This is a genomic window from Xenorhabdus poinarii G6 (assembly GCF_000968175.1).
GTDB classification, from domain to species: Bacteria; Pseudomonadota; Gammaproteobacteria; order Enterobacterales; family Enterobacteriaceae; genus Xenorhabdus; species Xenorhabdus poinarii.
The window spans coordinates 672,818-687,332 of the sequence record NZ_FO704551.1 but is presented as its reverse complement, the minus strand read 5'-3'; the positions used below and the strand labels follow the sequence as shown (position 1 = coordinate 687,332).

The following is a 14,515-nucleotide window of genomic DNA, read 5'->3' as shown; positions in this document are numbered from 1 at the left end:
TGTTTGATGGATAGTCGCCGATTGGCCTATTTTTAATCCCGATACATGGACTCAATCTCATCTTGATAACGTTGAGAAATAATTTTACGACGTAATTTTAATGTCGGCGTTAATTCTCCCTTTTCCATCGAAAAGGCTTCGGGTAACAGAATAAACCGTTTGACCTGATGGAATTTCACAATATTTTTCTGCATTTCTTGCAAGCGCCGTTCAAACAACTCAACCACTTGGTGGTTGCGCAGTAATTCAAGCCGATCCCGATAATGGAGATTGATGGATCTCGCGTACTCTTCCAACGCCTCATAACAGGGAACAATCAGTGCAGAAACAAATTGGCGGGCATCGGCAATAACAGCAATATGTTCAATGAAACGATCCTGACCTAACACCCCTTCAATCATCTGCGGTGCAATGTATTTTCCTGTTGAGGTTTTCATCAAGTCTTTCAGGCGTTCAGTAATAAACAGATTACCATCATCGTCCAGTCCACCTGCATCCCCTGTCCGCAACCAACCATCTTCAGTAAACGCATGAACCGTGTCTTCCGGGCGATTGAAATAACCTTTCATGACGATAGCGCCACGTACCTGGATCTCCCCTTCTGTACTGATACGAACATCAACATGCGGCAATGGCGTACCAATGGAACCCAACAGATAATGGTTTTCTTTCCAGCAAGAAACTGTCGCGCAAGTCTCAGTCATGCCGTAGCCATATTTGATATTCAGACCAATGGACAGGAAAAAACGGGTAATGTTATCGTCAAGGCGTGCTCCCGCCACGGGCAGGAAACGCACTCGTCCCCCCAAAAGATGACGCAGTTTGCTCAATACCCATTTGTCAGCCAATTGATAACTACAGCGTGTGAATGGGCAACCTTTTTTATTTTGCAACTGATGCATCCAGCGGCTTTCCCCCCGCTTCAATGCCCAATTAAATATGATCCGGCGCCAAAAAGGGGCACGGGACACTTTTTCCAGGATCGCTCCGTGAACTTTCTCATAAAACCGGGGAACGGAGCACATCACCGTCGGCCGCACCTCACACATGGCTTCACGCACCAGATTGGTGTCAGTCAAATAGACATTCAGGGCGCCAGTGTGCATGACATAATAACTCCACGCCCGCTCAAAAATATGCGACAATGGCAAGAAGCAGAGTGATACATCCTGATGAGTCAACGTTAATCTCTGATCATGCAGATAAAGCTGTGACGCAATATTGCCGTAATCCAGCATCACCCCCTTCGGCTCTCCGGTTGTGCCCGAGGTGTAGATTAGCGTGAAGAGATCATTTAAATTTTGACCGGCAATACGGCGATCAAGCTCAACTTGATAATGTGAATAATCATGAGCAATGAAGGCGGATAAATACAATGCCTGCGGACATCCCTTCAAATCCACCGACTCATCCATCACAATAAGATGCGTAAGCCCAGGACACAGTTCAATCAGCGTCATGGCAATGTCATATTGCGCCTGCCCGCCAACAAATAGCACCTGTGCGCCTGCGTCATTGAGAATAAATGCCGCCTGTTCACTGGTATTGGTCGCATACAGTGGCACGGTCACAGCACGAAGCTGAAGAATCGCTAAATCAGCTAGTGACCATGCCAGACTATTCTGCGCAAAAATACCCACCTTTCCCTGCACCTCAATTCCCAATGACAGTAATGCTCTTGCCACGGATTTTGTTGTGCATTCCACCTGCCGCCAAGTCATTGCCAGTTGTTCTGATGGCGACCATTGTCGAAATGCAATTTTTTCCGGATATGCGTTGGCTTGTTGCTGTAATCGGTTAACCAAGTGATAGGAATGCAGAGAATCTGTTATCACAATATATTCCTGTATAAAGATTTCATTCAGCGTCTTGAGTAAGGGCATGGCCTACTTTTCAGCTTACAGTTGTTAGCTATTTTTGCGCAGTCTACCTATTCCGAGTAAAAGGGGGAAGCGTATTTTTGTTATCTTCGTTTGCTGGATGGGAAAATATATGCGGGATTGAGTGAGTATTGAAAAAACAGAGATACATTCCGCGATTAGACATCTGGTCAGGATCGTCTAGCGTAAGTGGCTTATAATCCCCCTTTTTTTGGCTGAAAAATGAGCCAAGAGCTTCCCCTCATTATTGGATAAATCCCCAGAGGGACAAGCTCTCATTTCATATACGTTGGCTGCGTTAACACAATTTATTCTTGTTCACCAAGATGGCTTAACAGTGACTTCATCCACTGGTGGCCTTTATCCCGATCGGTTGAAGCATGCCATATCAAATAACAAGGGCGAGAAATCTGCCCATGAGGCAGCGGTACTGAATAAATATTTAACTGTTCAGAATAGTGTTCAACCATCCATTTTGGCACAATGGCAACTAAATAAGTCTGCGAGACAATATTAAGAACACTATTTAAATCCGTTCCCTGATAAGAAACGGAACGCAATAACTGGTTGTTTTCATAGTAAGGCTTACTGAATGAATCCGCATTATCCAATGCCACAATCGCATGTCTTTCTTCCTGCAATTGCTGTTGCGTAATTTGCTGACCAATTCTAGGGTGATGCCTGGAAACAGCCAGCACCAATTCATCATTAAACAAAGAATAATTATGAAAACCAGGACATTCTAATTGTGAATAACTGATGACAAATTCTATTTCCTGATATTTTAATTGATTTTCAATATCATCACTAATTTGTGTTTTAATGACCACATCGATATTAGACGCATATTTTTTTATTTGCCCAACAATTTTAGCTGCTAAGCGAATATCAAGAGGACTGCAAATAGAAAGATTAAATATTCTTGTACTATTATTGGGATCAAACCCAACGCCGGGCAACTCATTATGGACAATTTGAAGTGCCTGTCTGAGTGGACCAAAAAGCTGTTTTGCTCTCGCTGTTGGCTGAATACCCCGACCATAACGGACAAATAATTCGTCATCAAACATCGTCTTCAAACGGGCTACCGCATTACTGACAGCGGGCTGTGACATTCCCAGCGCCTGAGCTGCGCGTGTAATATTCTGCATTTGCATTACCGTATCAAAGACAGTAAGCAAATTGAGATCTACACTCCGCAATTGAACATCACATGATTCTTTTTTTCCTGTAGTTTCTGAGTTGTATTCAGTCATTAATTCACTCCACTCGACTTATAGCAGTGATCTCATTCAATAATGGATATTGGTCGTTTTCAGATTTACCCTTTAGACACCATAAACAACATTATCAATTAATAAGATCAATCACCCCAATTTGTTAGTAAATCAATTGAGATTCATCCTTGTACAAAAATCAAATATGCATAACCAATGCTTTCTTATTTACGTAACCGTAATATTGTTATAAGCATGAATATTAATGCGTTATCTATGAATAGAAATAACTCAACTTACACTAACGACTGACATCACAAACGACTAGCCAATAATGACAAAATGAAGAGTAGAAACAACTCATAATAATGATGACTGTATTCCCACAACAGATCAGAAATCGCTATCCATCGCGCTATCAGAAAATGATTAGATACGTTAAATAGAAATTATCTCTTCCAATATATTGAGACACAATTTATTAATATTCTATATGGTTATGATTTCTTAACCTAAAAACACAGTGGTTAACATTCGTCTATCCTTGGTTAATTAGACCCTGTCAGTATTCATCCGTATGAAAACAGTCAAATAAAATGTCACCGCTTATTCACTGTATAAAATAACAGATATCACATTTATTCTCCATCAGAGCCGGATTTTACTCCATATATAGCGATGAAAAATAGATAAAAACATCGCTAAAAATGTAAAAAATAGTCACCAAATCCAATAGCCGTTCAATAAAAGATCAACCGCGAGCATGATTCACTCAAAAATTAGACTTATATTGCTTGACATTATTTTTTAGATAAAGTATCAATAAATACATCGAAAGTTAAAAATCAGTTAACAAACTCCTAAAGGTTAGCTTACATGAATCACGCTTTTCTTCTACTCGATCTACTACTTATCGCCTTTAATGTGCGCGGTATTTTGGTGGATGAAAAATGGCGTTAAGTTAACCTTCATCAGAAAAAAAACCCGCGCACAACGCGGGTTTTTTTTACCTGCGCGGCGCTCAAAATAAAACATGATCATCTAACCGAATCACCCAATAAGTCCATTTGACAGGAGCAAAACATGAGCCAGCAAGTTATTATCTTTGATACGACATTACGTGATGGTGAGCAGGCATTACAGGCCAGCCTGAGTGTAAAAGAGAAACTGCAAATCGCTTATGCACTGGAAAGGCTGGGGGTTGATATTATTGAAGCCGGTTTTCCCGTTTCTTCGCCGGGAGATTTTGAATCCGTTCAAGTTATTGCCCGTGAAATCAAAAATAGCCGTATCTGTGCCTTATCCCGCTGTGTCGATAATGATATTGATGTCGCCGCTGAAGCCCTGAAAGTGGCCGAAGCTTTCCGCCTGCATATGGTACTGGCGACGTCAAATCTACATGTTGAACATAAATTAAAAAGAACATTTGATGATGTTGTTGCCATGGCGGTTCGTTCCATCAAACGGGCACGTAACTACACCGATGACGTTGAGTTTTCTTGCGAAGATGCCGGTCGTACAGATATCGATAATCTGTGCCGCATTGTTGAACAAGCTATCAAAGCAGGTGCAACCACAGTCAACATTCCAGACACGGTTGGTTACACCACGCCTTATCAGTTTGGTGGCATTATCCGCACACTGTTTGATCGCGTTCCCAATATTGATAAAGCGATTATTTCAGTCCACTGCCACGACGATTTAGGCATGTCTGTCGCTAACTCCATTACGGCAGTGCAGGCCGGTGCACGTCAGATAGAAGGTACGATCAATGGATTGGGCGAACGAGCAGGTAATTGTTCGCTGGAAGAAGTCATTATGACGATCAAAACACGCCAGCAAATGTTGGGAGTGCATACGAATATCAATCATAAAGAAATTTACCGTACCAGCCAATTAGTCAGCCAGATTTGCAATACCCCGATCCCCGCCCACAAAGCCGTTGTTGGCAGTAACGCATTCGCTCACTCATCAGGTATCCATCAGGATGGCATCCTGAAAAATCGCGAAACTTACGAGATCATGACACCAGAATCTATCGGCCTGAAAGAGACTCAGTTGAACCTGACTTCACGTTCTGGCCGTGCCGCAGTGAAACATCGCATGTCAGAAATGGGGTATCAAGAGAGTGATTACGATTTGGATGCGTTATATCAGGCATTCTTGAAATTAGCGGACAAAAAAGGCCAGGTGTTTGATTACGATCTGGAAGCCCTGGTTTTCATCAATCAACAACAGCAAGACCATGAACACTACCGTCTGGACTATTTCAGTATTCAATCCGGCACCAATCTGGTGCCCACGGCAACGGTGCGTCTGGCCTGTGGAGATGAACTCAAATCTGTCGCTTCTACAGGTAATGGGACGGTTGATGCAATCTATCAGGCCATCAATCGCATCACGGGTTATCCCCTGGAATTAATTTCCTACCAATTATCCGGCAAGGGGCATGGTAAAGATGCACTGGGTCAGGTCGATATTATCGTCGCGTGTTTTGGCCGCCGTTTTCATGGCATGGGATTGGAAACTGACGTCATTGAATCGTCTGCCAAAGCCATGATCCACGCCCTGAATAATATCTGGCAGGCAGAGCAAGTGGAAAAAGAGAAGCAACGCATCTCCCAAAGCAGTATCCCAAACGATCATTCAAACAACACGAAGGAAACTGTAAAATAATGTCTTCCAGTCAATCCCTGTCAAATGACACGACGTCAAGCAACCAAGAAACCATGCACTACCATATCGCGGTTTTGCCCGGTGATGGCATTGGCCCCGAGGTGATGAAACAAGCCTACAAAGTGTTAGATGCGATTCGTCATCGTTTCAATATCCGCATCACAACGAGTGAATATGATGTGGGTGGCATCGCGATTGATCGTCACGGCACACCGCTGCCACAAGAAACAATAAGCGGTTGTGAAAAAGCGGACGCGATCTTATTTGGCTCTGTCGGTGGCCCAAAATGGGAACAGCGCCCTCCGGCAGAACAGCCAGAACGGGGGGCATTATTGCCTTTACGAAAACATTTCAAATTATTTAGCAACTTACGCCCAGCGCGCTTATATGCAGGCTTAGAATCTTTTTGCCCTCTTCGCCATGATATCGCGGCCAGAGGCTTTGATATGTTGTGCGTCCGTGAACTGACTGGCGGCATTTATTTTGGCCAACCCAAGGGGCGTGAAGGCGAGGGGAAATATGAACGTGCTTTCGATACTGAGATCTATCATCGTTTCGAAATCGAACGGATCGCACATATTGCGTTCGAATCAGCACGCAAACGCCGCCACAAAGTGACTTCAATTGATAAAGCGAATGTTTTGCAAAGCTCAGTCTTATGGCGTGAAATTGTTGGTCATGTCGCCCAATACTACCCAGACGTTGAAATTGAGCACATGTATATCGATAACGCCACCATGCAACTGATAAAAGATCCGGCGCAATTTGACGTTTTATTATGCTCCAATATTTTTGGTGATATTTTATCCGATGAATGTGCCATGATCACCGGTTCAATGGGGATGTTGCCTTCTGCCAGCCTGAATGAAAACGGTTTTGGCTTATATGAACCTGCTGGCGGTTCAGCCCCCGACATCGCGGGTAAAAACATCGCCAATCCCATTGCCCAGATATTATCTACGGCGTTGTTACTACGTTATAGCCTTAGACAGCCTGATGCCGCAGATGCGATTGAACAGGCGATAAACCGCGCTTTGGAACACGGTTATCGTACTGCCGATCTCGCGGGGCATGATACCGCGGTCAGTACTGATGAAATGGGCGATATTATCGTACAATACATCACCGAAGGCGTTTAAAAAATAAAGAAAACGGCCAGTAAGATAACTTACTGGCAAAACACCATGACTATGCTTATAACTCCTCATCAGTCACTCAGAAAGACCTTATCCGGCCGATATAGCAACCAACGCTGAATCGTTGGTGACAATATTGACGTGATTTACACCTTCAAAAGGATAATTCACAGAAAAAGCTAAAGTTATAAACATTTATTGTCTGAGCGCAATTATTTTATTCACTTTTTCTGTGGATATGTATGTGAAAAAGTGAGGGGTAAAACGGGTATACTTTTATTACATACATTTACACTCGTGATAAGCGAAAATAAATAATCATTATTTTTCATCACTTTAATTCATTTAACCCCCATTTTTATCATGCCTCTCAGTCATAAAAATCTTTCGTTTTTATCACACTGAGCAAATATCAACCAGTGATGAAATTATCCACAGGTTATGCCTCTTAGTTAAGCAAAAATAAGCAATTATTGTAGAAAACCCCCTTTATCAGGGCTGTAAATCAAACCAGTGATCTCACTTTTTATCACTTATCCCATAAATCTGTGGATAACATGGTGTAAGATCCTGTTTATTATCATTGGGAGTAGGTGAACAATCATAATAAGCCTATTTTTAATGCCGAAAACACAAATAAAAAAATCTTTTATATCATGCTATTATCAAAATGATCCAACTAATGATAATTTAATAATGATTCTCCACAGTTCAAAAGAACATTTTTTGACCAATAAAAAATAGACGCCATAACATGTACTTTACACCCCCGATACCACCTGAAAACGAACAACAACTCTTCGATCGCGCTTATGCTCTGGCCGGCTTATCAATGGGGGAACTTGCTGCACAGGCCAAACTTTCGATTCCCCCCAATTTAAAACGTGACAAAGGTTGGGTTGGTATGTTGCTTGAATATTATTTAGGTGCGAGTGCGGGCAGCAAACCCGAACAAGATTTTGCCCATATTGGTATCGAGCTGAAAACAATTCCGGTGGACAGCAACGGCTTTCCATTAGAAACCACCTTTGTCTGTGTGGCTCCCTTAACCGGCAACAGTGGCATTACATGGGAAGACTGTCATGTCAGACGCAAGTTATCCCGCGTTCTGTGGATACCCGTTGAAGGCGAAAGAATCATTCCTCTTTCCGAACGTCGCGTAGGCTCCCCGCTACTTTGGAGTCCAAATACGATTGAGGAAGACTTGTTACGGCGCGATTGGGAAGAGCTTATGGATCTTATTGTGCTAGGAAAAGTCGAGAGCATCACGGCTCGTCATGGTGAAGTACTGCAATTACGCCCCAAAGCGGCAAATAGCCGGGCATTAACAGAAGCGATAGGGGAATACGGTCAGCCAATCATGACATTGCCCAGAGGATTTTATTTGAAGAAAAACTTTACAGCGCCACTGCTCGCTCGCCATTTCTTTCCATAGCGCCAGCATAAGGTGGCTGACAAAGAGTCACCTTATTAATGAAGCAAATTAAATCGTTAGTTTGCCCTATTACTGAGATACTTTTTCACTTTTTTCAGTGCCATTTGCCTTTTCAGTGGGGATAAATAATCAATAAAAATAATCCCCTGCAAATGATCAATTTCGTGCTGCATTACAATTGACAGAAAATCTTCGCTTTCCACCGTAACAGGCTTACCATACCGATCAAACGCCTCTACTTTCACTTTTTCAAACCGTTCAACATCAGCATAATAGCCCGGAATCGATAAACAGCCTTCCTGACTCACCACACGGCGCGCTTTCTCAACAATGTCAGGATTAACTAAAACCATCGGTTGATTTCGTTCTGGAGAAAGATCCATGATCAAAACGGCCTCCTTCCTACCGACTTGTGGGGCAGCCAACCCAATGCCATTATCAGTGGCATACATCGTTTCCAGCATGTCATCAATCAGTGTTTGGACTTTATCAAAATCGGTGACATCAACACATTTCTGTCTCAGCCTTTCATCCGGAATTGTGAGTATATCTAGAATCGCCATAATCTTATCCTCTCTCAGCGATATCTAACGATATCCGATATCGCGACTTGAAGCCTATTATTATAGATACCCATTTTTGATAAAAAATGCCAAACGAAGTCTATCGTTTGGCATCACTTTTTCATTATTTCCGTTTTTACGACTTTATTTTTGCGGCAAACTGGCACTTTCAAGTGCCTGAGACAAATCCGCTATCAAATCCTCAGCATTTTCAATACCAACAGATATCCGGATTAGCTGCGGAATAATTCCTGCCGCAAGACGTCTTTCCAATGGAATGGAAGCATGGGTCATGTTAAATGGCTGACCAATCAAACTTTCCACACCCCCTAAACTTTCTGCTAATGTGAACAATCGCAGTGCCTTAATGACGCGGTACGTATAATCTTCATCGCCTTTCAAGACAATGGAGATCATGCCACCAAAGCCTTGCATCTGACGTTTTGCCAGCTCATGCTGAGGATGAGAAACCAGGCCAGGATAATATATTTTCTCAACGTGTGGCTGCTGTTCAAGCCAATGTGCAATCTTCTCTGCGTTGGCAATATGGCGCTCCATACGCAGCGCCAATGTCCGAATACCACGCAAAACCAGGAAACTGCTGAACGGGTCAAGAATGCCACCAATAGAATTTTGCAAAAAGGCAACCTGTTCCGCCAACTCTGCATTATTTCCCACCACCGCAAGGCCCGCAACAACATCAGAATGACCATTCAGATACTTGGTCGCAGAGTGCACAACAATATCAAAACCCAGATCAAGTGGCCGCTGGCTGTAAGGAGAAGCAAACGTATTATCTGCAACACTGATGATATTATGGCGCTGGGCAATCTGGGCAATCGCGGCTAAATCAGCCAATTTTAGCAATGGATTGGTGGGTGTTTCTACCCAAATCATTTTAGTGTCGGGCTGAATTGCCGCTTCCAGTGCCGCCGTATCCCCTGCCTCAATATAGGTCACTCTCAGGCCTGCCGTCCGGCGACGCACTTTCTCCAACAACCGGTAAGTTCCACCATAGAGATCATCGACTGCAATAATATGGCTGTCTTTATCCAGTAACTCCAGAATCGTCGAACTGGCAGCCAGTCCAGAGCCAAAAGCATAACCACGCGTCCCATTCTCCAATTCAGCAATCGCACGCTCCAACGCATCCCGTGTCGGGTTACCACTGCGGGAATACTCATACCCAGTATGCTGACCCGGCGCAAGTTGGGCATAAGTCGACGTGGCATAAATTGCCGGCATAACAGCGCCGGTGTGATCAGGCACGTAACCTGCGTGAACGCTTTGTGTGTCAAATTTCGTCTTATTAAACTTAGTATTATCAAACTTAGTCATTCATTTATTCCTGAAAGAGATCAATTAAGTTGTTGACGCCATGCATTCAGCACATCGGTACGGGTAACCAGACCCAGAAAGTGATTGCCATCATCAACAATCAAAGCCACATGGCCGGCATCAAACGTGGTCACCAACTGTTCCAGTGATGCTTTTTTATTCAGAGTATGAACCTGACTGCTCATCGCTTCAGTCACAGGTAAAGAAAAATTACGTGAATCAGCCTGAATCGTGTGCATCAGATCCCACTCATCAATGACACCGACGACTTGATCGTTCTCAATCACAGGCAACTGTGAAATGTCATACAGACGCATACGGCCATAAGCGATCTGCAACGTATCTTGCGGAGAAACGGACACTGTTGCACCATCCCGATAACGATAAGTAATGTAATCGCTCAAATCATTTTCTTGTGGTTTTGAACGCAATCCCTGCTCTAATAGCCAGTAATCATTAAACATCTTTGATAAATATTTATTACCGCTATCACAAGCGAGTGTCACCACGCGCTTTGGTGTTTTCTGTGCACGGCAATAGCGTAATGCCGCCGCCAGCAATGTCCCTGACGAAGAACCCGCCAGAATGCCTTCTGTTAGCAACAATTCCCGTGCGCTGGCAAACGCTTCTGCATCCGAAACACGATAAGCATAATGAACCTGAGAAAAATCACCCAGTGGTGGGACAAAATCTTCGCCAATCCCTTCCACAAACCAACTGCCAGCGTCATCATAGTGACCATGTTCAACATAGTCGGCAAGAATAGATCCTTGAGGATCAGCGAGAACAAATTCCGTATGCGGAGAAACAGCTTTAAAATACTGGCTTAACCCCCCCAGGGTACCCCCCGAGCCGACACCCACCACGACCGCATCAACATGCTGTTCCATCTGCCGCCAAATTTCTGGTCCCGTCGTCGCGACATGCGCAAAGGAATTCGCCGGGTTATTGAATTGGTCAATATAATAAGCACCGCTTATTTCTTTCGCCAAACGCAGGGCATAATCCTGATAATACTCTGGATGCCCTTTGCCAACATCAGAACGGGTCAGGCGCACATCTGCACCTAATGCCCGCAGATGATAAATCTTTTCCCGGCTCATTTTATCAGGTACAACTAAAATCAGTTTATAGCCCTTCATGGCGGCAACCAATGCCAGCCCTATCCCGGTGTTACCTGCCGTAGCTTCAATAATGATGCCTCCCGGCTTTAATAACCCCTGGTTTTCTGCCTGCTCAATCATTGAGAGTGCCACACGATCTTTAATCGAACCCCCCGGATTTTGATTTTCCAATTTAATAAACAACTGGCAGAGGCCGGTATCCAAATGGGTAAGTTCCAGTAGCGGCGTATTCCCGATAAGTTCAAGAACCGAACGTGGTGCGGTCATCTTTGCCTCTTGATCATGGTTAAAATTTGCAAATAAAACTTTCAGATAGGCAAAGAATAACGCTGTATAGCAATCAAATTGAAAGAACAAATCAAAACTACATATAACCAAAGTGCATTAACTAATTCGATATTGATAAATAAAATAGATCACCAACACGTTATTTCTTGTCATTCAATCCGCTATGTCCTCTTTTTTAACCCGGTATACTCGATAAAATGGCATACACTTAAATCACGCAAAATAAGCTCACATAAAGCAGAAACCTCACCAGCCAATCACAAACCAAAGGGGCAGCGATGTATAGCTACAAAGAAGCCGCCAATTTTGCCGCATTGGTATTATATGCCGCAAAAATGAACGAACAGTATGACAATAATCCAACGCCCCCGGCCGATCCCCGCATTAAAGAAGATGGTTGGAAAATTATCGCCTATATCTCAGCGGATGATCTCTCTTTCTCTGTCACCCCCAAAATCGCATTCCCCAATCATGTCTGTTATGGGTATGTCGCGGAAAAAAGGGCATCACCAGGAACATATGTCATTGCCATACGTGGAACCGATCCCGCCATTTTGCTGGAAGATATCCATGATGGGGTGATTGCGTTTGCATCACCTTGGCGTCATTCGCCTAAGGTGACAGTCAGCCAGGGATTCTTTAGTATTTATGATTCAATGAAACTAACGGTTGTCGAACCAAAATCACACCATGATGATCATCTGAAATTAGCGGAAGCGATAACTCAACTTATCGGGGCAAATAATCCCTTCACGATAGTCGGCCATAGCCTGGGGGCAGCAATAGCGTCTTATCTTATGTATGAGATGGGGCCTCTAGCTCCCAATCACTCAGCCTGCTTATTTGCCTGCCCAAGACCAGGAAACAGCGAGTTTTCCAAACACCTGACCCAAAACTTCAGGCATTTTGCGGTGTTTAATTATGTCGATGATGTCATCCCCCATCTTCCACCTGAAATCCTGGGATATGACTCATTGGACTATATCAATACTTTTAATCCGCAAACCAATCTGGATATTTCAGACGGGCCGTTATGTAGCCATTATCTCATCAACTATATTGCCAGATTAGATTTGAACGTCTTCAAAAGGGTGACAAAATACGGTGATATTGATTCTTGTATTAATTTATAGTCACCGACAGATCTATGATAAAGAGGAGTATGAAGATGAAATGGCGCGGTTACATATACAGTACCATACTCATGGCAGGCAGTATGTTTACCCCGACGTTATGGGCGAAAGGGGAAGCCCATTTATTATTCCACATGGGTCTGGGCGCCAGTGGTAAATTTTTTGTGGGTGGAACACTGCAAAATAAAGGCGATCAGCCTGTAGCAGGCGGTTATCTGGCCGTGTTGCCTCTGAATGCTCAATGTGAACCCAACGTACTGGTTGTGTATTCATTTGAATCATTAGCGCCCGGGGAAAAGAAAGCGTTTCGTATCCCCGTCAATAGCTCATTAAGCAGTTACCGTTTGATTGGCTTTAGCGCCTATGACGATATGGGTTTCCCTCTCCCCGTCATCGATGAAACAGCAAAGATCATTAAAGAACGTGAACCCAGTGAGCGCGAAGCCTGCCAAGTGGCACGGAAGCTTGCAGCGGCGAATAAGTCTGTCACTTCAAAATAATAAAAGACACGCTTTGTGGAGTGATTTTTCATCAATCTCACTCCACAAGCATTTTGGTTAGTTTCCTTGATAGCCGTTCGGGTTTTGAGATTGCCAACGCCAGGCATCCGCCGCCATCTCGACAATAGTCCGATTCGCTTTCCAGCCCAATTCCCGTTGCGCTTTCTCCGGGCTTGACCAACATTCCGCAATATCTCCTGGGCGACGTGGGCAAATTTCATAAGGAATAGGCTTACCACAGGCCTGACTGAAAGCGGCAACCATTTCCAGCACGCTGGTGCCTTTTCCAGTGCCTAAATTGTAGATATGCAGCCCCGATTTTTTACTAACAACATTCAATGCAGCCATATGCCCATCGGCTAAATCCATAACATGGATATAATCACGCACACCTGTACCATCAAATGTCGCATAGTCATTGCCATACACAGACAATTTTTCCCGACGACCGACAGCAACCTGGGCAATATAAGGCATTAAATTGTTAGGAATTCCCTGTGGATCTTCCCCCATCATCCCCGCAGGATGAGCACCAACGGGATTGAAGTAACGCAACAACACCACAGACCAATTATTGTCTGCATGATAAAGATCAGTCAGGCAGCGTTCCACCATATATTTACTGGTGCCATACGGGTTAGTCGTCTTGCCTACTGTAGATTGTTCAGTTATCGGCACGACATCAGGATCACCATACACTGTTGCCGATGAGCTAAAAATAATGCTTTTTACACCTGCTTTCTGCATACTACGCACCAACACCAGCGTTCCATTAACATTATTATCATAATATTCAATAGGCTTAGCGACAGACTCCCCAACCGCTTTCAAACCCGCAAAGTGGATCACCGATTGAATCTGATGACGGGCAAAAAGAGTATCAAGGAAGGATTCATCACGAATATCCCCTTCATAAAACAGAGGCTGCACACCTGTCAATGCTGCAATACGTGCCAGTACTTCACGATTGGCATTGCACAGATTATCGATGATGATCGGTGTCACCCCGGCTTCAAGCAGTTGAACACACGTATGGCTGCCGATATACCCCATTCCACCTGTTACTAATATTTCCACGTTGACCTCTTTTTTAAATAGATAACGCGCAAGAGTATAAAAAGAGTCACCGCATTAGTGAATTAAAAATAAAATATGTCAAAATCAGGTCACAGCTATTTTCGTATGATCCATTTCTTAATAATCAGAACCAACAAAAAATCCGATA

The 14,515-nt window shown here is 43.7% G+C and carries 11 protein-coding genes; 5 read left to right on the top strand and 6 right to left on the bottom strand.

The window, feature by feature from the left end:
* Window positions 1–32: 32 nt before the first annotated feature.
* The gene (locus tag XPG1_RS02995; RefSeq protein WP_173425858.1) at window positions 33–1,883 is read right to left on the bottom strand and encodes an AMP-dependent synthetase/ligase; all 1,851 of its coding nucleotides are present in this window, start codon (window positions 1,881–1,883) and stop codon (window positions 33–35) included.
* Window positions 1,884–2,188: 305 nt separating this feature from the next.
* Complete coding sequence (gene leuO / locus XPG1_RS02990) at window positions 2,189–3,136, bottom strand: transcriptional regulator LeuO (RefSeq protein ID WP_045957766.1); 948 nt, start codon at window positions 3,134–3,136, stop codon at window positions 2,189–2,191.
* A gap of 1,044 nt (window positions 3,137–4,180) precedes the next feature.
* Here leuO and leuA point away from each other — a divergent pair.
* The 3 genes from leuA to mutH all read left to right on the top strand — a co-directional run bounded on the left by leuA (window position 4,181) and on the right by mutH (window position 8,344).
* On the top strand, window positions 4,181–5,773 hold the full coding sequence (gene leuA, locus XPG1_RS02985; RefSeq protein ID WP_045957765.1) for a 2-isopropylmalate synthase: 1,593 nt from the start codon (window positions 4,181–4,183) through the stop codon (window positions 5,771–5,773).
* 53 nt (window positions 5,774–5,826) lie between these two features.
* A complete protein-coding gene (gene leuB, locus XPG1_RS02980; RefSeq protein WP_197541117.1) occupies window positions 5,827–6,912 on the top strand; it encodes a 3-isopropylmalate dehydrogenase in 1,086 nt (361 codons plus the stop codon).
* Between the two features lie 751 nt (window positions 6,913–7,663).
* Window positions 7,664–8,344, top strand: a complete 681-nt coding sequence (gene mutH, locus XPG1_RS02975) for a DNA mismatch repair endonuclease MutH (RefSeq protein WP_045957763.1) — start codon at window positions 7,664–7,666, stop codon at window positions 8,342–8,344.
* Window positions 8,345–8,400: 56 nt separating this feature from the next.
* On the opposite strand, the gene def is transcribed toward mutH, so the two are convergent.
* From def to XPG1_RS02960, 3 genes are all read right to left on the bottom strand, one after another.
* Window positions 8,401–8,907 (bottom strand): peptide deformylase, encoded by a 507-nt coding sequence (def, locus tag XPG1_RS02970; protein ID WP_045957762.1) that lies wholly within the window; start codon window positions 8,905–8,907, stop codon window positions 8,401–8,403.
* 144 nt (window positions 8,908–9,051) lie between these two features.
* Window positions 9,052–10,245 carry a trans-sulfuration enzyme family protein gene (locus tag XPG1_RS02965; protein ID WP_045957761.1) on the bottom strand — a complete coding sequence of 398 codons (1,194 nt, stop codon included), beginning with the start codon at window positions 10,243–10,245 and terminating at the stop codon, window positions 9,052–9,054.
* Window positions 10,246–10,265: 20 nt separating this feature from the next.
* The gene (locus tag XPG1_RS02960) at window positions 10,266–11,636 is read right to left on the bottom strand and encodes a pyridoxal-phosphate dependent enzyme (protein WP_045960352.1); all 1,371 of its coding nucleotides are present in this window, start codon (window positions 11,634–11,636) and stop codon (window positions 10,266–10,268) included.
* Between the two features lie 299 nt (window positions 11,637–11,935).
* On the opposite strand from XPG1_RS02960, the gene XPG1_RS02955 reads away from it, so the two are divergent.
* Together XPG1_RS02955 and XPG1_RS02950 are read left to right on the top strand one after the other, a co-directional pair.
* Window positions 11,936–12,790 (top strand): lipase family protein, encoded by an 855-nt coding sequence (locus tag XPG1_RS02955; RefSeq protein WP_045957760.1) that lies wholly within the window; start codon window positions 11,936–11,938, stop codon window positions 12,788–12,790.
* A 35-nt stretch (window positions 12,791–12,825) separates the two neighbouring features.
* The gene (locus XPG1_RS02950) at window positions 12,826–13,290 is read left to right on the top strand and encodes a Zn-dependent protease (RefSeq protein WP_045957759.1); all 465 of its coding nucleotides are present in this window, start codon (window positions 12,826–12,828) and stop codon (window positions 13,288–13,290) included.
* A gap of 57 nt (window positions 13,291–13,347) precedes the next feature.
* Here XPG1_RS02950 and galE read toward each other — a convergent pair whose 3' ends face one another.
* Complete coding sequence (galE, locus tag XPG1_RS02945) at window positions 13,348–14,367, bottom strand: UDP-glucose 4-epimerase GalE (RefSeq protein WP_045957758.1); 1,020 nt, start codon at window positions 14,365–14,367, stop codon at window positions 13,348–13,350.
* Window positions 14,368–14,515: the final 148 nt, after the last annotated feature.

What these genes read in the sequence shown, in the direction of transcription:
- XPG1_RS02995 (WP_173425858.1), bottom strand. Translation starts at nt 1,883, where the DNA reads ATGCCCTTACTCAAGACGCTGAATGAAATCTTTATACAGGAATATATT.
- leuO (WP_045957766.1), bottom strand. Translation starts at nt 3,136, where the DNA reads ATGACTGAATACAACTCAGAAACTACAGGAAAAAAAGAATCATGTGAT.
- leuA (WP_045957765.1), top strand. Translation starts at nt 4,181, where the DNA reads ATGAGCCAGCAAGTTATTATCTTTGATACGACATTACGTGATGGTGAG.
- leuB (WP_197541117.1), top strand. Translation starts at nt 5,827, where the DNA reads ATGCACTACCATATCGCGGTTTTGCCCGGTGATGGCATTGGCCCCGAG.
- mutH (WP_045957763.1), top strand. Translation starts at nt 7,664, where the DNA reads ATGTACTTTACACCCCCGATACCACCTGAAAACGAACAACAACTCTTC.
- def (WP_045957762.1), bottom strand. Translation starts at nt 8,907, where the DNA reads ATGGCGATTCTAGATATACTCACAATTCCGGATGAAAGGCTGAGACAG.
- XPG1_RS02965 (WP_045957761.1), bottom strand. Translation starts at nt 10,245, where the DNA reads ATGACTAAGTTTGATAATACTAAGTTTAATAAGACGAAATTTGACACA.
- XPG1_RS02960 (WP_045960352.1), bottom strand. Translation starts at nt 11,636, where the DNA reads ATGACCGCACCACGTTCGGTTCTTGAACTTATCGGGAATACGCCGCTA.
- XPG1_RS02955 (WP_045957760.1), top strand. Translation starts at nt 11,936, where the DNA reads ATGTATAGCTACAAAGAAGCCGCCAATTTTGCCGCATTGGTATTATAT.
- XPG1_RS02950 (WP_045957759.1), top strand. Translation starts at nt 12,826, where the DNA reads ATGAAATGGCGCGGTTACATATACAGTACCATACTCATGGCAGGCAGT.